Raw genomic sequence first — 17,571 nt, forward strand, 5'->3', positions numbered from 1 at the left:
ATAATAATTGCCTGGGGTCGTTGTATGTTGCTCGCCACGTTGATTCACCGTGCCAGCCTGCCAAGTCCGCAGGTTAGCGCGCAGCAGGCGCTGGAGTTGCTGGAAACCCACTACGGGCTGCGCGGCACGCTGCAATCCCTGGGCAGCCAGCAGGACCTGAACTTTCGCGTCGACACCGACCAGGGTCGGTTTGTCCTGAAAATCTGCCATGGCGACTACGCCGCCCTGGAGTTGCAGGCCCAGCATGCCGGGCTGCGACATCTGGGCCAGCATCCCGAGTGGCGAGTGCCGCGGGTGATCCCGGCCAACAGCGGTGCCGACCTGCTTTCGCTGGAAATGTCCGGACAAACGGTACAGGTGCGCCTGCTCGATTTCATCGAAGGCCACTCCCTGACCCACCTGGATTACCTGGGGCCGCAACTGGTGGCTGGCTTTGGCCGGTTGTGCGGGCAGATGGACCTGGCCCTGGCCGATTTCCAGCATCCGGGCCTTGAGCGCACCTTGCAGTGGGATGCGCGTCACGCCAGCAGCCTGATCGGCCATCTGCTGCCGGTGATTGCCGATGGGCGCCAGCGCGGGTTGATTGCAGAGGCCGCCGAGCAGGCTGAGCGTCGCTTGCAGCCGTTGCTCGACGAGCTCCCGGTGCAGGCGATCCATATGGACATCACCGATGACAACGTGGTCTGGCAGCGTGATTCGCAACGGCACTGGCAGTTACAGGGCGTCATCGACTTTGGCGACCTGATCCGCACCTGGCGCATCACCGACCTTTCGGTCACCTGCGCCGCCCTGCTGCACCATGCTGAAGGCGATCCGTTGCGCATCCTGCCGGCAGTTCGCGCCTATCACGCGGTCAACCCCTTGCAGCATGCCGAGTTGCGGGCGCTGTGGCCGCTGATCGTGGCGCGCGCGGCGGTGTTGGTGCTCAGTGGTGAGCAGCAGGTCAGCATCGACCCGGGCAATGCATACAGCCGCGCCAACCTGAGCCATGAATGGGAAATTTTCCGGGTCGCCACGGCCGTGCCCTTCGAGTTGATGGAGGCGGCGATTCTGACAGCGCTCGGCCAGTCCTTGCCGAGCATTGTCAGTGAGGGTTTTGCGCCCCTGCTGCCGAGCCTGGTGGGACGGGAGTTTGCCCTGATCGACCTGGGGGTGCTCAGCCCGCACTTTGAAGCCGGCAACTGGGAACAGCCCGGCATCGACCAGCGGCTGCTGGAAGAGGCGGCCGCCACCCATGGCCTGGCCGCCAGCCGCTATGGCCAGTACCGCTTATCCCGGACCCGCCCTGACAGCGCCGTAGAGCCGGACACCTGCCCGCTGCATGTGCAACTGCAAGTGCCCAGTGGCACCCCGGTCGAAGCGCCGTTTGCCGGTGTACTGAAGGTGGCCGCCGACGGCAGCCTGCGCCTCGACAGCGGGCAATTGAGCGTGCGCCTGTGGGGCGTCAGGCCGTCCCTGGACTCGGGCGCGGCGCTGCTCAAGGGGCAGGTGCTGGGGGAGGTGAGCCAGGGCTTGCAGGTACAGTTGTGCCGTGGCCTGGAGCTTGACCCGCCGCTGTTTTGCGCGCCGGCCCGGGCTGCGGCCTGGCAGGCGTTGTGCCCGTCACCGGCGGCGCTGCTGGGGCTGGCCTGCGATGCCGAGCCGGAGCTTGATCCCCAACTGCTGCTGGCGCGGCGCGATGCCAGTTTTGCCCGCTCGCAAAAACACTATTACGTGGACCCGCCGCGTATCGAGCGCGGCTGGCGCAACCATCTGATCGACATGCAGGGCCGTTCCTACCTCGACATGCTCAACAACGTAGCGGTGCTGGGCCATGGCCACCCGCGCATGGCCGCTGAAGCCAGCCGCCAGTGGTCGTTGCTCAACACCAATTCGCGTTTTCACTACGCCGCGCTGGCGGAGTTTTCCGAACGTCTGCTGGCCCTGGCGCCGGATTCCATGGACCGGGTATTCCTGGTCAACAGCGGCACCGAGGCCAACGACCTGGCGATTCGCCTGGCCTGGGCCTACAGCGGCGGGCGCGACATGCTCAGCGTGCTTGAGGCCTATCACGGGTGGTCGGTGGCGGCGGACGCGGTGTCGACCTCGATCGCCGATAATCCCAAGGCCCTGAGCAGTCGGCCGGACTGGGTGCACCCGGTCACCGCGCCCAATACCTACCGTGGCGAGTTCCGCGGCCAGGACAGCGCGCCGGACTACGTGCGCAGTGTCGAGCACAACCTGGCCAGGCTGGCCGCGCAACAACGGCAGCTGGCCGGTTTTATCTGCGAGCCGGTGTACGGCAATGCCGGCGGGATTTCCCTGCCGCCGGGTTATCTGCAGCAGGTCTATGGCCTGGTACGGGCCCAGGGCGGCGTGTGCATTGCCGATGAGGTGCAGGTCGGTTACGGCCGCATGGGCTCCTTCTTCTGGGGCTTTGAAGAGCAGGGCGTGGTGCCGGACATCATCACCATGGCCAAAGGCATGGGCAATGGCCAGCCGTTGGGAGCGGTGATCACCCGGCGCGAAATTGCCGAGGCGCTGGAGGCCGAGGGCTATTTCTTCTCGTCCTCGGGCGGCAGCCCGGTGAGTTGCCGGATCGGCATGGCGGTGTTGGATGTGATGGAGCAAGAACAGCTCTGGGAAAACGCCCAGGTGGTCGGCGGCCATTTCAAGCAACGCTTGCTGGCGCTGATGGATATTCATCCGTTGGTGGGGGCGGTGCATGGTTCGGGCTTCTATCTGGGGGTGGAACTGGTGCGCGACCGCGAGACCCTGGAGCCCGCCACCGAAGAAACCACCCTGCTGTGCGAACGCCTGCGGGAGTTGGGCATCTTCATGCAGCCCACCGGTGACTACCTGAATATTCTCAAGATCAAGCCACCCATGGTCACCACTCGCCAGAGCGTGGATTTCTTTGTCGACATGCTATCCAAGGTGCTGGGCGAGGGGCTGTGAATGCCTGAGCTTTAACCGATTGTTATCGGCTTTAAGTGCGTAATTTGTCATGTTATGAATTGATATCGCTTTTAAAGTCGATTTTTATCGGATATAAAGTCGGCGTTGCTGAAACGCCCGCGTGTTCGCGCGTGGCCTTTTCTGTCATGGGCCGCTGTCACCATCGGTCCAACGCCCGCCAGCCCAGGAGATGCTCCATGAGTCGTATCGTTACCGTCGCCGCTACCCAGATGGCTTGTTCCTGGGATCTGGAAGCCAATATCGAGACCGCTGAAAAGCTGGTCCGCGAGGCCGCGGGTCAAGGCGCGCAGATCATCCTGATCCAGGAGCTGTTCGAGACCCCGTATTTCTGCCAGAAGCCGAATCCGGACTACCTGCAGTTGGCGACGACGGTGGAAGAAAACATCGCGATCAAGCATTTCCAGAAGGTCGCCAAGGAGCTGCAAGTGGTGCTGCCCATCAGCTTTTTCGAGCTGGCCGGGCGCGCGCGCTTCAACAGCATCGCGATCATCGACGCCGATGGCAGCAACCTCGGGATTTATCGGAAAAGCCATATTCCGGATGGTCCCGGCTACCACGAAAAGTATTACTTCAACCCGGGCGACACCGGTTTCAAGGTGTGGAACACCCGCTACGCAAAAATCGGCGTGGGTATCTGCTGGGACCAGTGGTTCCCGGAATGCGCGCGGAGCATGGCGCTGCAAGGGGCGGAAATCCTGTTCTACCCCACGGCCATCGGCAGCGAGCCCCATGACCAGAGCATTTCGTCCCGCGAGCATTGGCAGCGCGTGCAGCAAGGCCATGCCGGTGCCAACCTGATGCCGCTGATCGCCAGCAACCGCATCGGCAACGAAGAGCAGGACGGCTACGACATCACTTTCTACGGCTCGTCGTTTATCGCCAATCAATTCGGCGAGAAGGTCCAGGAACTGAACCAGACCGAAGAAGGGGTACTGGTCCAGAGTTTTGACCTCGACCAGCTGGAACACATTCGCAGCGCCTGGGGTTCGTTTCGTGACCGTCGTCCGAACCTGTATGGTGCGATCAAAACACTCGACGGTTCCCTGGAGTCCTAAGCACCATGAGCACTTTGCACAGCACGCCTCGCGCCGACGGCTTTTACATGCCCGCCGAATGGGCAGCGCAGACCCAGACCTGGATGATCTGGCCCGAGCGCCCGGACAACTGGCGCCTGGGCGGCAAGCCGGCGCAGGCCGCACATGCGGCGGTGGCCCGGGCCATCGCCCGTTTTGAGCCGGTGACCGTAGCGGTATCGGCCGGCCAATATGAAAACGCCCGGGCGCGCCTCGACGTACCCAATATCCGCCTGGTGGAAATGTCCAGCGATGATGCCTGGGTCCGTGATACCGGCCCGACCTTTGTCATCAACAACAGCGGCGAAGTCCGCGGTGTGCACTGGGGGTTCAACTCCTGGGGCGGTTTCGACGGCGGCCTGTACTCGCCGTGGAACCGTGACGAGCAGGTCGCGAGCAAGGTCCTGGAAATCGAACGCTGCCAGCGCTACCGCACTGAAGGTTTTGTGCTCGAAGGTGGTTCGATCCACGTCGATGGCGAAGGCACGGTCATCACCACCGAAGAGTGCCTGCTCAATCGCAATCGCAACCCGCACCTGAAGCGCGATGAGATCGAAGCGCTGCTGGGCGAGCACCTGGCGGTGGACAAGGTCATCTGGCTGCCGGATGGCCTGTTCAACGATGAAACCGACGGCCATGTGGATAACTTCTGCTGCTACGTGCGCCCGGGTGAAGTGTTGCTGGCCTGGACCGATGATCCCGAGGACCCGAACTACCCGCGCTGCCAGGCGGCGATGAACGTGCTGGAAAGCACCCGCGATGCCAAGGGCCGCACCTTCAAGGTGCATAAAATGCCGATCCCGGGGCCGCTGTACGCCACCCAGGAAGAGTGCGACGGCGTCGATGCCGTGGAAGGGACCCAGGAGCGCAACCCGTCCGTGCGCCTGGCCGGCTCTTATGTGAATTTCCTGATCGTCAACGGCGGCATCATTGCCCCAAGTTTCGACGATCCGCTGGATGACCAGGCCCGGGAGATCCTCCAGGGGTTGTTCCCGCAGCATGAAGTGGTGATGGTGCCGGGGCGTGAACTGTTACTGGGGGGCGGCAATATCCATTGCCTTACCCAACAGCAGCCTGCACCGCACAAAGGTTGAGTGGGGTTGTAACAGCCCATGTCACCTGAGTACGGGATGGGATGATGAATTTAATCCTGTACCGAGCAGCAAGCCCGCAGCCCTTATGGACTGCGGGCTTTTTTGTATCCGCCAACCGTCATTGCCGGCACATTGGCACAGCTCTTGTATCAGTTCAGAGGTAATTCTGAGACCGGTAGAACTGCGATGTTCTGTCATAAACCTTGGATAAGTTAGCCGCTCACGAACCAGGAGAGAGCGCTGGAATGAATATGATCAGCGAGCGGGCATCGCATCCCTTGGCAATGAATAACGAATCGCTTCAGGCTTTGGCCCTGTGGTTGAAATCCAATGGAACGCGCCAGATCAGAGAGCCTGATCCGCGCCGGATGATCACCGAGCGCTACCCTGCCGGCTTGCTCAGCGAGGCAGAACTGCAAGCGTTGTGGGATGTAATGGAAGGATAGTCAGCAACGGATTGATAAAAGCGCTGCCGGGATGGCAGCGCTTTTTTTTGCGCGGATTTTATAGCGGGGCTTCAGCGCCTTCCGTGGGGCGTCAGAAGCTGTAGGTGCCGGTGACCACCAGGCTGCGCGGGTCGCCGAACTGGATCTGCCCGGCACTGGTGGCCGTGGAGTAGTAAGTGCGGTCGCTGATGTTGTTCAGCGAGGCCCGCAGGTTCCAGTCTTTCTGGCGGAAGCCGGCCAGGGCATCCCAGCGGCCATAACCGGGCAGCACCACGGTATTGAGGTTGTCGGCGTAGCGATCGCCGACCAGGGTCAGGCCGGTTTCGGCGTACCAGCCCGCTTCCGGTTTCCAGGTGATGAACAGGCTGGCGTTGCGCTTGGCGACGTTATTGACCCGGTTGCCTTCGTCGCCGTTGTTGCTCTTGACCACGGTCGCGTCCTGCAAGCCGATGCCGCCACGCAGCGACCAGTTGCCGACGATCTTGCCGCTGGCGGTCAGCTCCACGCCACGTGAGCGTTGCAGGCCGGTGAGCAGGATGATGTTCGGATTGTCGACGCTGCGACTGCGGCGGTTGTACAGCTCCAGCTCGTAGACCGCGAGGGTGGTGCTGAAACGGTCGTCGAGCCAGTCGCTCTTGACCCCGACTTCCTTCTGCCGTGTGCGCTCGGGGCTCAGGTCATTGGTGTTGCCGTTGGCGTTGGGGGTGATGCCGATCAAGCCGCCGCCCACCGGAGAAAAGCTCTTGCTCCACGAGGCATAGAACGAGTGGTGCTCCAGAGGCGTCCAGACCACCCCCAGGCGCGGGCTGGTGCTGTGGCTGTCGCGGTCGTCCTTGCGGTGGGTGACCTGGTTGTCGGTCTCGATGCTGAAGTTGTCGTAACGCAGACCGGCGAGCAGTTGCCATTGATCGTTCAGGCGCAACTGGTCCTGCACATAGACGGCGCGGCTTTCGACTTCGCTCCGGTTGTGGGTGGAAATCACCATTTTCCCGGTGTGCCGCAGGTCGCGGTTCGGGTTGAACGGGTCCAGTGCCGGTACGGCCTGGCCGCCGGCGCCGATTGAGGCCGCGGTGTACAGCTTGGGGTCGCGGGTCTGATTGCCCAGCTCGACGCCGGTCAGCAACCGGTGCTCGAGGCCGAAGGTGTCGAAGGTGCCTTCCAGCTCGGTGTTGTTGTAAATGTTGCGGGTGTTGAGGTCCTGCTGCCAGCGCTGGCGGGTCACGGTCCTGTTGGCAGGGTTGTAGGTGGTGACGTAGGTGTTGTCGAAATCGCTGTCGAGCTTGAACAGCCCCAGGGTGTTGCGCAGTTGCCAGTTGTCGCTGAGCTCGTAGCTGAGCTTGGAACGCAGGGATTGGGATTTGTCGTTGATGTAGTCGCGCTTGTCACCGTAGGTGGTGTCGCGGCTGACATCGGCCGGGCGCCCATTGATGCCGGGAATCCCGCGGTCTGGCGTACGGTCGTAACGGCTGTATTCGTATTGCACCAGCCAGTTCAGGTCCGGGGTCAGTTGCCAGCTCATCGACGGTGCGAACAGCTGGCGGTTGCCGCTGACGCCATCGCGGAAACTGTTTCGATCCTCGTTACCCATGTTCAGGCGCAGGCTGATGTTCTCCGACGGATCGCTGCTGAGGTCGGCGTAGAGGCTGCGCAAGTCCTCGCTGCCGCCCCTGAGCTCGACGCTGGAGCGACGGCCGAACTGCGGCAGTTTGCTCACGCGGTTGATGATCCCGCCCTGGCTGCCGCGGCCGTAAAGCACGGCGGCAGGGCCCTTGAGCACTTCGATGCGTTCGATGTTGTGCAGGTCGCGCACGTACTGGCTGTCGTCGCGAATACCGTCGAGGTAGAAGTCGTTGCTGGCGTCGAAACCGCGGATGCGCACGCTGTCGAAACGCGTATCGGCGCTGTTGCTGACGTTGGGGATGCCGCTCAGCGCCGTGCCCAGGTCATTGACTCCGTAATCCATGACGTTGGCGGTCTTGATCGAGTCGATGGCCTGGGGCACGTAGCGCAATGGCGTGGCAGTGCGAGTCGCGGTGCTGCTTTCCCTGACCCGGGGATCGTCCTCATCGGCATCGGCTTGGGCATTGATGGCGGTGACCGGCAGGGTGGTGGCGGCATAGCTGAACCCGGAAGTCAGCAGGGCGCACAGGCCGATGGAAACGGGCGTGAGGCGAGGGTGGGCAGGCATTTAAAGCGCATCCGAAGGGTGGGTGAGTCGAAGGTGCGAATGGTAATGCTTGCTATTTACTTTCGTTAATTAATCCTGAAAAGTTCCCTTGGGTTTATGTTTCAAATTGTGTCTTTGTCGTAAGGGGCTGGATACACGCGGCAGGAGGGCCCATTCGACCGATTGGCGAAACAGACTGAATGCCATTCCGGGGTTTTTCCGTGGCGGACCTGGGCATAGGCTGCGGCATCGTTTTTTTTCAATTTTTTGCTGGAGCCCGTCATGTCTGCCGCGACCCTTCATTACATCTACGACCCTCTTTGCGGCTGGTGCTATGGCGCCAAGCCCCTGGTACAGGCCGCCCAGGCCCTAGTGCCGGTGGTGCTCCATGGCGGCGGCATGATGACCGGCCACAACCGCCAGGCCGTCTCGCCACAGCTGCGCGACTACGTGATGCCCCACGACCGGCGCATTGCCGAGTACACCGGGCAGCCGTTTGGCGAGGCGTATTTTGAAGGCCTGCTGCGCGATCACTCGGCGGTGTTTGATTCGGCGCCGCCGATTGCCGCGGTGCTGGCTGCACAGACCTTGAGCGGGCAGGGCCTGGCGTTGCTCGGGCGATTGCAGACGGCGCACTACCTTGAAGGCCGGCGCATTGCCGACAAGGATGTGCTGCTGGAGCTTGCGCAAGCGCTGGGGCTGGACGCCGACAGCTTCGACGCGGCGTTCGAGCTGGCCAGCGCGCAGCAGGTACCCGACCACATCAAGGACAGCCGTGGGTTGCTGGCCCAGGTTGGTGGCCAGGGGTTCCCGACCCTGGTGCTGGAGCTGGGCGGCCAGCGGCGGCTGTTGGATATCGGCCCCTGGCTGGGCAAGCCCGAAGCATTCGCCACCTGGCTCAAGGCGGCGCTGATCGATGAATCCGCTGTACCCTCTTCCAGCGCCCCGGTCTGTGGCCTGGACGGTTGCGCCCCTTGAATGTTCTTCCACCTGTTGCGGAGTCACCCATGGATAACCTTGCGCTGATCAAAAGCACCTACGAAGGTGCCAATTCCCAGGAAAACGCGAAGAACACCGCCGCTGCCCTGGCCCCCGATGCTCGCTGGACCGAAGCGGCGGGCTTTCCCTGTGCCGGCACCTATGTGGGTTTCGAGGCCATTGTCGAGAACGTTTTCAAGCGTCTGGCCACCGAATGGGAGGGCTTCGCCTTCAAGGTCGAGAACTATGTGGCCCAGGGCGACCAGGTGGTTGCCTACGGCAATTACACCGGCGTCTACAAGGCCACCGGCTTGCCGATAAACGTCCGCGTGGTCCATTTATGGACCCTGAAAAACGGCAAGGTCAGCCACTTCGAGCAGTTCGTCGACAGCCATCCGGTGCAGTTGGCGATGCAAGGGACTGCTGCTCCTCGATGACGAGCCGCGCATCCGTCGCGGCCTGTCATCAAAGGGCAAGGGCCCCTGGGCAAATGAATTCTTAGAAGATTTTTGCCTATTTCCAGAAGATTCTCGAAATTGACACACTGTTCTGGGCGCGGCTAGGATTCGCCCCAACGCCTGTGGCCAAGAGCCATAACTTCTTAAAATAATAAAGGCCCGCCACGCTTTCTCGTGGGGCGGGCCTTTTTATTTTCGGGTCGCAAAAGAGCGCTAAGACGCCATCCGGACCGGGTTCCACAGCGCGTAATCAACCCGTAATAAGGAAAATAAAAGAATGTTGAAACAACGGATCTGCCTGATCGCACTGGGGATTTTGGGCGCTACTCAAGCCATGGCTAACGACCAGGCTGAGTCCAAGGGCTTTGTTGAAGACGCCAGCCTGAAAGTGCTGCTGCGTAACGCTTACATCAATCGCGACAAGAAAGACGGTAATCACGATCAGCGCGAGTGGGGCCAAGCGGCTATCGGTACCTTCTCTTCCGGTTTCACTCAAGGCACGGTCGGTGTGGGCGTTGACGCCTTCGGCCTGTACGGCCTGCGTCTGGACCGTGGCAGCCACGCTGGCGGCGCCGGTATCGACTTCTTCAAGCAAAGCGAAAACGGCAACAAGACGCCGGCTGGCGACCTGGCCAAGGCCGGTGGTGCAGTCAAGTTCCGTGTTTCCAACACCACCCTGGCGTACGGCGACCAGATGCCTGAGCTGCCGGTCCTGAACTACGACAGTTCGCGCCTGCTGCCGGAAAGCTACACCGGCACCCTGATCACTTCCAAAGAGATCAAGGGCCTGGTGCTGAACGCCGGTCGTTTCACAGCCGAGTCGCGCAAGAGCGCCGAAGGCCGTGACAGTGGTGGCCTGAAGTCGATCAACGTTCTGGGCGGTGCCTATCAGTTCACCGAACAGTTCAAGGGCGCGCTGTACGCTTCCGACGTCGAAGACGTGCTGAAGAAGCAATACGTGAACCTGAACTATGTGTTCCCGTTGGCCACCTCCCAGTCCCTGACCCTGGACTTCAACGGCTACCGCACCGAGCTGGACAAGTCCTACGCGCAGAAGGCCAACGCTGGCGGCGAAGACAACAAGATCTGGAGCCTGGCCGCTGTCTACGCCGTGGGTCCGCACTCGTTCACCCTGGCTCACCAGCGCAGCACCGGTGACAGCAACCTGGGCTACGCCTATGGCGGCTACCAGAAGCAGCAAGGTCGTGTCGGTGACGGTGGTAACACCATCTACCTGGCCAACTCCTACTGGTCCGACTTCAACGCTGAAGACGAACGCAGCTGGCAGCTGGGCTACGGCCTGGACTTCGGTACGTTCGGCGTGCCTGGCCTGAGCTACAACCTGGCCTACGTGCGTGGTGACAACATCACGTCGACCAACAGCGCTGGCGCGACCACCACCGGTGGCACCGAGCGTGAAATCTTCAACCAGGTCAAGTACGTGGTGCAGAGCGGCCCGGCCAAAGACCTGAGCGTGAAGGTTCGTAGCTCGATCCTGCGCGTATCGCAGAAATCCAGCGGCTACAACGACAGCGGTAACGAACTGCGTGTGTTCGTCGACTACCCGATCAACGTGTTCTGATTCTGTCGCACACGGGTAACGCAAAAGGCCTCACAGCGATGTGAGGCCTTTTTTATGCCTGGCGATCGCCCCCGGTCTTATGGCTGCTCGGCAAAGGTCTGCAGATAGGCCAGCAGGTTGTCGATTTTTTCTGCATCGCTCAGCCCCCAGAAGATCATCCGCGTGCCGGGCACCACGGCCTTGGGGTCTTCGAGGTAGGCCACCAGCTTGTCGCGGGTCCAGACCACGCCGGAGTTCTTCATGGCCTGCGAATACTGGTAGTCGCTGGCACTGCCCGCCGGGCGCCCGAGGATGCCGTTGAGCTGGGGCCCAAAAGAGCTGCGTACCGAAGGCCCGACATTGTGGCAGCCACCGCAGATCCGCTTGAACAGCTTGCCGCCGGCCTCGGCATCGCCTTGCGCGTGGGCGGGACTGCCGAGCAGGGCCAGGGTGAACAGTAGGGCCAGGGCTGCGGTTTTCTTCATCGGGGACTCCAGATCGGCAACGGCTTGCGGCAAAAACGCGCGGCTATTTCAGCATGAAAAACCAGTGGCCGGGGTTCGCAGATCAAAGGTCCGGCGCGTGGGGCCAAGGGATAGGGATTGGCGCCGATCCGAAACTGCTCATAAACTGCCGCGCGACTGTGATTGGCAGGCAGATCGCCGCGCTCGGTCGAGCGTCGGCGTTATCGGATTTTTCAAGGAGGAGGCAGCGATGGCCCCGGCACGGGTGATTGGTACGTCGATAGCGGCCATCCAGGCGGCAGAGAGCGAGCTGGGGCGGCGTTTGCCCGAGTCTTTTACGCAATGGCTGTTGGTCAATAACGGCCGCTCGCCAGGCGCGCTGACGGTGTTTCCGGTGTTCGACGCGCGGGATCCGCGCAAAACCTGGGACTCGATCGTTCGGCAGTACCAGGAGGGCTGGCAGGTGTGGCTGGAGAACGTGGCCGACAGCGCGAGCGACTGCTCGGCGTTGCTGCCGTTTGCCGAGTTCGGCACCGGGGATTACTACTGTTTCGACTACGCCGTGGCAGGCGCTGCCGGCGAGCCGGTGGTGGTCCTGTGGTCCCATGAAAGCGGCGCGACCCAGCCGGTGGCGGACAGCTTCACGGCGTTTATGCAGCTGCACGCGCAACCTGTGAAGGGGGTTGATGATGAGCGATAAGTCGACGCAGGACGTGTTTGAAACCGCCGACGGCGAGGTGCGGATTGTGCTTGAACAAGGTTCGTCCATTCACCTCAAGGCGGTCAGCGCCTACAACGACCCTGTCGAGCTGACGGCCACCCAGGCCCTGGAAATTGCCGACAGCCTCCGTCACTTCGCCAGCCGCCTGGACGCTTGAACAGGCCAACGGATCTCTCCATGAACATGCCCACTCAGCTCCAGGCCTATGCCGCGGCCCAGGCCCTGGTCGACGCCCTTGATCGGCGCGACACAGTCACCCTGCAGCAGGACTTCTGCATCAGCGACGCGGTCCTGGAAGAGGTTTACCAATCCCTGGATGACTCATTCGATCCGGGCGCCCGCTTGTCTCTCGCGCCTGTTGCCCTGGCCTTCGCCGAGCGCGGTGGGCAACGTCTGTTGATCGACCTCTATCAACAGAACGACCAGGCCGTGGCCTTGGATTGCGTGCTGTTCGCCGATGGCGCGCCCAGCGAGACGGCGGTGTATCTGGCGCTGCACCTGGTCGATGGCCAGTGGTTGGCGCGCTACAAGTACATCGGTCACTGAGGCTGCCAGGTAGCGCGCGCGGGCTGACGGAAAGCGCTCGGTTTAAAGCAATTGCGCTGAGTTCGTATGCAAATCGCCGCACTTGTTGCGTACAAAGGTAGTTGTCGTACAACTGCTTGAGCTATCATGAGCGCTCATCCGTAAACCTGGATACACGCTCTTTATGGACCACCAGAACGTCCAACCCACCGTCCGCCGAAAGCACCGCAGCCTGGCCCAGGAACTGGTCACCGAGCTGTCGCGGCGCATTCGTGAAGGTGAGATCGAGCGCGGGGCGAAGTTGCCCACCGAGTCTCAGGTCATGGACGAGCATAAAGTCAGCCGCACCGTGGTCCGCGAGGCCATTTCCCGGTTGCAGGCCGCGGGCCTGGTGGAAACCCGTCACGGCATCGGCACCTTTGTCCGGGATATCCCCAGCCCCAGCGGCTTTTGTATCGACCCCGAGACCATCGTCACCCTGCATGACGTGCTGGCAGTGCTCGAGTTGCGCATCAGCCTGGAGGTGGAGGCGGCAGGCCTGGCCTGTGTGCGGCGTACCGATGAGCAATTGCGCCTGATGCGCGACTCCCTCGATGCCCTGAATTCCCCGGCGGTCAGTGTCGATTACGCAGTGGCGGCGGATTTTCAGTTTCACCAGCAGATCGCCCTGGCCACGGGCAATCGCTACTTCACCGACATCATGTTGCACATGGGGGTCAGCATCATTCCCCGGACCCGCCTGCACTCCAAGCGCCTGGTGAATGATGCCAAGGAGCCCTACCTGGAGCGCTTGAGCCGCGAGCACGAAGACATCTATCAGGCGATTGCCCGACGCGACGCCGACGCCGCGCGTGCCGCGATGCGCCTGCACCTGTCCAACAGTCGCGAGCGCATGCGCAAGGCGTACGAAGCCTTCGAAGCGGCGGCCGCGCTGACTTCCTGAGCGCCGCCGCCAAGGCCTTTCAGCCGAGTTTGCTCAACCGCGCGCCAGCGGCTCGGGCAAACCTTTGACCCCGGGGGTCAAGGCGAACACGCCACCGGCCAGCGGCTGGTCGCCAAGGTCGATGCCCTGGGGGCGAATCGAGGTCACAAACAAGGTGTCGAGCCCGGCGCCGCCGAAAGCGCACATGGTCGGTTTCTTCACCGGCAGCGGCAGTGAGCGGTCCAGCTTGCCCTCGGGGGTGAAGCGCAACACCAGGCCGGCATCGATGGCGCAGATCCAGTAGCAACCCTCGGCATCCACCGCCGCGCCGTCCGGGCGGCCGGGGTGGGCGTTCATGTCGACGAAGCTGCGCCGGTTGTGGGGGGTGCCGCTGTCGATGTCGTAGTCGAACGCCCAGATCTGTTGCACCGTGGGGTGCGAGTCCGACAGGTACAGGGTCTTGCCGTCCGGGCTGAAGGCCAGGCCATTGCCCACCAGCAGACCGTCCAGTTGTGCCCTCAGCGGCTCGACCAGGCCCGGGGTGTGCCCGTCGTAACGGTACAGCGCGCCCACCGGGTCGGTGCCCATATTGGGCTGCATGGTGCTGGACCAGAAACGCCCCTGACGGTCGCAGCGCCCGTCGTTGAAACGCATGTGGGCCCGAGCGTGTTCAACCCCGGCACGTTTTTCGGCGTGCAGGCGGCCGTCGGCCTGGGGCGTGAGTTGGAAGATGCCGCTTTCCTGGGCGCCGAGCCAATGGCCCTGGGGGCTGCGGACGATGCAGGCGAGCATCTCGTCGGCCTGCCAGGATTCGCTCTTGCCGTCCGCCTGCCAGCGATGCAGGCGGCCCGCTGGGATATCGACCCAGTACAAGGCATTTTCCTGCACATGCCAGACCGGGCTTTCACCGGTGGCATTGCGGGCATCGACGATGAGTTCGGCGTTCATACCGTGGGCTCCAGAAGGTAGAGGGCGGCGGCGCCCGTGCGCCGCCGCGCAGGGAGAGGGGCTGTGTCAGTCGCCGAACGGCCCGGCTGCGGTAAACGCGCCACCCTGGAACAGGCTGTTGGGATCATCGGCTGCAGGCTTGGGCTGCTGCTCGATCTGCGGGCGAAATTGTTCCGAGCTGTCCTGCGGGGCAAATTCCAGGTGCGCGGCGTGGCGGTTGTTCCACCACAGGTCGCGGTTGGCAGAGACGCCGTAGACCACGCTATGCCCGACATCACTGGCCAGCAGCGCGCGTTCCACCAGGTGGTCGAGGTCCTGGTAACTGAGCCAGGTGGACAGCATCCGCAGGTTGCGCGGCTCGGGGAATGACGAGCCGATGCGCAGGCTAACGGTCTCGATGCCGTAGCGGTGAAAGTAGAAGGTCGCCAGGTCTTCGCCATAGGACTTGGACAGCGCGTAATAACCGTCGGGGCGGCGCAGGCTGTGGGCGTCCAGTTCAGCGTCCTGCGGGTAGAAGCCGGTGACGTGGTTCGAGCTGGCGAACACCACGCGCTTGATCCCGTGTTTGCGCGCCGCTTCGTAAATATGAAAAGTGCCGCGAATGTTGGCGTCGAGAATCTCTTCGAAGGACCGTTCAACGGAAATCCCGCCGAGGTGGACGATGGCCTCCACGTCCTTGACCAGGGCTTCGACCCCGGCCTTGTCGGCCAGGTTGCAGTTGATCACTTCGTCATGCGCGCCGCGGCTGGGCGCCATGGGGCTGATGTCCGAGGAGCGGACGACGGCGGCGTGGGCCTGCAGGGTTTCCCTGAGTATCTGGCCCAGGCCACCGGCGGCGCCCGTCAGCAGGATGCGGGTGAAGGGTTTGCGCGAAGGGGGCGGTGTGGTCATGGTCGGGTCTTCCATAGAGCTGTGGTTGCGAAGGGGGAGGGGGCGGCCAGGCCTGGTGAACGATGCGCGATCGCCAGGCCGGCTCGACTGTTACATGAAGTTGTACTGGATCCCGAAGCGCCAGCGGGCTTGACGGTCATCACTGGTGGAATTGACTTTGACGTCGCCGATCTCGATGAACGGAACCCACTCCTTGGTGAGCTTGTATTTGACGATCATGTTCTGCTCGTAGTCGCTCTTCTTGTTGTCGTAGCGGATGTAGTCGGTCTTGAAGTAGATGAACTGGTACTCATAGGCCCACTTGCTGGCCGGGGTATAGCCCAGCCAGCCTTCGAAACGGTTGGTGTTCTGGTTGTCCTTGGCGCGATCAGGCAAGTCTTCGTTGATCTGGTCGCGGTCGAGCTTCTTGGCATCGAGCCGGTAGCGCGTGGCGACGTAGAAGGCATCGTTGATCTTGTAGTTGTACTTGAGCCCGAACTTGTAGGTGGTCGAGTCCTTCGAGCTGTCCATCTGGAACGCCGGGGTCAGGGTCGACTGCGGGCTCAGCTTGTAGTTGTAGCTGACCGTGAACTCGTGACCGTTGTTGACCATGTTGTCGTAGGCGACGTCTTCGCGATCGCCGGCCGTGCGGTATTTCATCTCCGCCTCAAACCCCAGACCACTGTCCAGGCGATAGCCGAGCTTGATCCGATCGGCGTGGGCGCTGTCGTCTTCAGTGAACTGGTGGCGGTAGTTGATGTTGGCGGAATCGGCGCTGGCGCAGAAAGGCAGGCTGAGTGTGGCGAGCGTAACGAGGGTACGGAATGTGATGTTCATGGAGTCTTCTTTTATTGTTTTTGTTGGGTTTGTGAACAGTGCGGCTGGCAGTAGAGGTGTTGCGGAGGTCTCATTTCTTGGTGTCGATATACGTTATCGTACGACTATGGGGGTGTCTACGGGTTATGACCCTGTTTGTAACACCTTGTTACATATATCGCCTGTAAATAGGGCTCTAGAGATAACCTTGTTGTCTTTAAGTCATCTTTAAATAGAGGCTTTTACGGGGGTTACGAGGTAAAATGCGCGGAAATTCGGAGGTTATTTTTCGTCTTTTCAAGTGTTGTACGATGACGTATGATCATTTTCAGCAGGCGACATTCCTGTCATAAATCTAATAAGCAGGCTAAAGACGTCCATGAGAATTACAGCAGTCAACGTCCAGGTTTTTTCCTACCCGACCCGTCGCGCTGTCGACAGTGCGGGCCACGCCCACCCCGGTGATGTCGCCCAGGCCAAGATGGCCCTGCTGCGCATCCAGACCGAAGACGGCAATGAGGGTTATGCCTTCGGCGCCCCCGAATTGATCCGTCCTTATGTGCTCGATGGTTTTGTGCGCAAGGTGCTGATCGGGCAGAACGCCCTCGATCGCGAAAAGATCTGGCACGACCTGGTGCATTGGCAGCGCGGCAGCGCCAGCCAACTCACCGACCGTGCCCTGGCCCTGGTGGAACAGGCGCTGTGGGACTGGGCCGGGCGCAAGTTCAACGTGCCGGTGCACAAGCTCATCGGTGGTTTCCGCGACAAGGTGCCGGCCTACGGTTCGACCATGTGCGGCGACGAATTGCCAGGCGGCCTGGCGACCCCGGAAGACTACGGCCGCTTTGCCGAGACCCTGGTTCAGCGCGGCTACAAGGCGATCAAGCTGCACACCTGGATGCCGCCGGTGTCGTTTGCGCCAAGCCCGCGTATCGACGTCAAGGCCTGCGCCGCCGTGCGTGAAGCGGTCGGCCCGGACATCGCCCTGATGCTCGACGGCTACCACTGGTACAACCGCACCGACGCTCTCTACATTGGCCGCGAATTGCAGAAGCTCGACTTCGCCTGGTTCGAAGAACCGATGATGGAAGACTCCGCCGAGTCCTACGCCTGGTTGGCGGGGCAGCTGGATATTCCGGTACTCGGCCCGGAAACCCTGGCCGGCAAGCACCTGAGCCGCGCCAGCTGGGTGAAGAACGATGTCTGCGACATCCTGCGCGCCGGTGTCGCCGGTGTCGGTGGTATCGCTCCCTGCCTCAAGGTTGCGCACATGGCCGAATCCTTCGGCATGGATTGCGAGATCCACGGCAACGGCGCGGCCAACCTGGCGGTGGTCGGGGCAATCAAGAACTGCACCTGGTACGAGCGCGGCCTGCTGCACCCGTATCTGGACTACGACGAAGTCCCGGCTTACCTCAAGCGTCTGGTCGACCCGATGGACAGCGACGGTTTCGTCCACCTGTCGGACCTGCCGGGCCTGGGTGAAGAGATCGACTTCGAGTTCATCGAGACCCACACGCTCAACAGTTTCTGATGTGTAACGCGGGCTTCCCGGTCTAGGCCGGGTCGC

General features: G+C 62.0%; 17 protein-coding genes. 12 read left to right on the forward strand and 5 right to left on the reverse strand.

Annotated features, from left to right (window positions below; translation table 11 throughout):
• The first annotated feature begins 24 nt into the window (after positions 1 to 24).
• The 4 genes from CF161_RS27155 (at position 25) to CF161_RS27170 (ending at position 5,571) form a co-directional block, all read left to right on the forward strand.
• Positions 25 to 2,937, forward strand: coding sequence for an aminotransferase (locus tag CF161_RS27155; RefSeq protein ID WP_020299840.1), 2,913 nt, complete (start codon positions 25 to 27; stop codon positions 2,935 to 2,937).
• A gap of 197 nt (positions 2,938 to 3,134) precedes the next feature.
• Positions 3,135 to 4,013, forward strand: coding sequence for an N-carbamoylputrescine amidase (gene aguB / locus CF161_RS27160; protein ID WP_020299841.1), 879 nt, complete (start codon positions 3,135 to 3,137; stop codon positions 4,011 to 4,013).
• Between the two features lie 5 nt (positions 4,014 to 4,018).
• Positions 4,019 to 5,125, forward strand: coding sequence for an agmatine deiminase (aguA, locus tag CF161_RS27165; protein WP_020299842.1), 1,107 nt, complete (start codon positions 4,019 to 4,021; stop codon positions 5,123 to 5,125).
• Positions 5,126 to 5,370: 245 nt separating this feature from the next.
• Positions 5,371 to 5,571: a hypothetical protein gene (locus CF161_RS27170; protein ID WP_020299843.1), complete on the forward strand. Its 201-nt coding sequence runs from the start codon at positions 5,371 to 5,373 to the stop codon at positions 5,569 to 5,571.
• Between the two features lie 91 nt (positions 5,572 to 5,662).
• On the opposite strand, the gene CF161_RS27175 is transcribed toward CF161_RS27170, so the two are convergent.
• A complete protein-coding gene (locus tag CF161_RS27175; RefSeq protein WP_020299844.1) occupies positions 5,663 to 7,759 on the reverse strand; it encodes a TonB-dependent siderophore receptor in 2,097 nt (698 codons plus the stop codon).
• A gap of 261 nt (positions 7,760 to 8,020) precedes the next feature.
• Between CF161_RS27175 and CF161_RS27180 the strand changes: the two genes are divergently transcribed.
• The 3 genes from CF161_RS27180 to CF161_RS27190 all read left to right on the forward strand — a co-directional run bounded on the left by CF161_RS27180 (position 8,021) and on the right by CF161_RS27190 (position 10,756).
• Positions 8,021 to 8,716, forward strand: coding sequence for a DsbA family protein (locus tag CF161_RS27180; protein WP_020299845.1), 696 nt, complete (start codon positions 8,021 to 8,023; stop codon positions 8,714 to 8,716).
• Positions 8,717 to 8,745: 29 nt separating this feature from the next.
• Entirely contained in the window at positions 8,746 to 9,153 is a 408-nt protein-coding gene (locus tag CF161_RS27185) for a nuclear transport factor 2 family protein (RefSeq protein ID WP_020299846.1), read from the forward strand.
• Positions 9,154 to 9,451: 298 nt separating this feature from the next.
• Positions 9,452 to 10,756, forward strand: coding sequence for an OprD family porin (locus CF161_RS27190; protein ID WP_020299847.1), 1,305 nt, complete (start codon positions 9,452 to 9,454; stop codon positions 10,754 to 10,756).
• A gap of 77 nt (positions 10,757 to 10,833) precedes the next feature.
• Here the strand turns inward: CF161_RS27190 and CF161_RS27195 are convergent, their stop codons facing one another.
• Complete coding sequence (locus tag CF161_RS27195; protein WP_020299848.1) at positions 10,834 to 11,220, reverse strand: cytochrome c family protein; 387 nt, start codon at positions 11,218 to 11,220, stop codon at positions 10,834 to 10,836.
• Positions 11,221 to 11,449: 229 nt separating this feature from the next.
• On the opposite strand from CF161_RS27195, the gene CF161_RS27200 reads away from it, so the two are divergent.
• From CF161_RS27200 to CF161_RS27215, 4 genes are all read left to right on the forward strand, one after another.
• Positions 11,450 to 11,899: an SMI1/KNR4 family protein gene (locus CF161_RS27200; RefSeq protein WP_020299849.1), complete on the forward strand. Its 450-nt coding sequence runs from the start codon at positions 11,450 to 11,452 to the stop codon at positions 11,897 to 11,899.
• Positions 11,889 to 12,077 carry a DUF6360 family protein gene (locus tag CF161_RS27205; protein WP_020299850.1) on the forward strand — a complete coding sequence of 63 codons (189 nt, stop codon included), beginning with the start codon at positions 11,889 to 11,891 and terminating at the stop codon, positions 12,075 to 12,077. The genes CF161_RS27200 and CF161_RS27205 overlap by 11 nt, the downstream gene beginning before the upstream one ends.
• Positions 12,078 to 12,097: 20 nt before the next feature.
• Positions 12,098 to 12,466 (forward strand): hypothetical protein, encoded by a 369-nt coding sequence (locus CF161_RS27210; protein ID WP_020299851.1) that lies wholly within the window; start codon positions 12,098 to 12,100, stop codon positions 12,464 to 12,466.
• Positions 12,467 to 12,629: 163 nt separating this feature from the next.
• Positions 12,630 to 13,388, forward strand: a complete 759-nt coding sequence (locus CF161_RS27215) for a FadR/GntR family transcriptional regulator (protein WP_020299852.1) — start codon at positions 12,630 to 12,632, stop codon at positions 13,386 to 13,388.
• Between the two features lie 33 nt (positions 13,389 to 13,421).
• Here the strand turns inward: CF161_RS27215 and CF161_RS27220 are convergent, their stop codons facing one another.
• The 3 genes from CF161_RS27220 to CF161_RS27230 form a co-directional block, all read right to left on the reverse strand.
• Entirely contained in the window at positions 13,422 to 14,315 is an 894-nt protein-coding gene (locus tag CF161_RS27220; protein ID WP_020299853.1) for an SMP-30/gluconolactonase/LRE family protein, read from the reverse strand.
• Positions 14,316 to 14,381: 66 nt separating this feature from the next.
• The gene (locus tag CF161_RS27225) at positions 14,382 to 15,206 is read right to left on the reverse strand and encodes an NAD(P)-dependent oxidoreductase (RefSeq protein ID WP_020299854.1); all 825 of its coding nucleotides are present in this window, start codon (positions 15,204 to 15,206) and stop codon (positions 14,382 to 14,384) included.
• A 90-nt stretch (positions 15,207 to 15,296) separates the two neighbouring features.
• Complete coding sequence (locus tag CF161_RS27230) at positions 15,297 to 16,022, reverse strand: oligogalacturonate-specific porin KdgM family protein (RefSeq protein ID WP_020299855.1); 726 nt, start codon at positions 16,020 to 16,022, stop codon at positions 15,297 to 15,299.
• A gap of 358 nt (positions 16,023 to 16,380) precedes the next feature.
• Here CF161_RS27230 and CF161_RS27235 point away from each other — a divergent pair, with 358 nt between their 5' ends.
• The gene (locus CF161_RS27235) at positions 16,381 to 17,535 is read left to right on the forward strand and encodes a mandelate racemase family protein (protein WP_020299856.1); all 1,155 of its coding nucleotides are present in this window, start codon (positions 16,381 to 16,383) and stop codon (positions 17,533 to 17,535) included.
• The last annotated feature ends 36 nt before the right edge of the window (positions 17,536 to 17,571 follow it).

Source organism: Pseudomonas sp. CF161, assembly GCF_000416215.1.
GTDB lineage: Bacteria > Pseudomonadota > Gammaproteobacteria > Pseudomonadales > Pseudomonadaceae > Aquipseudomonas.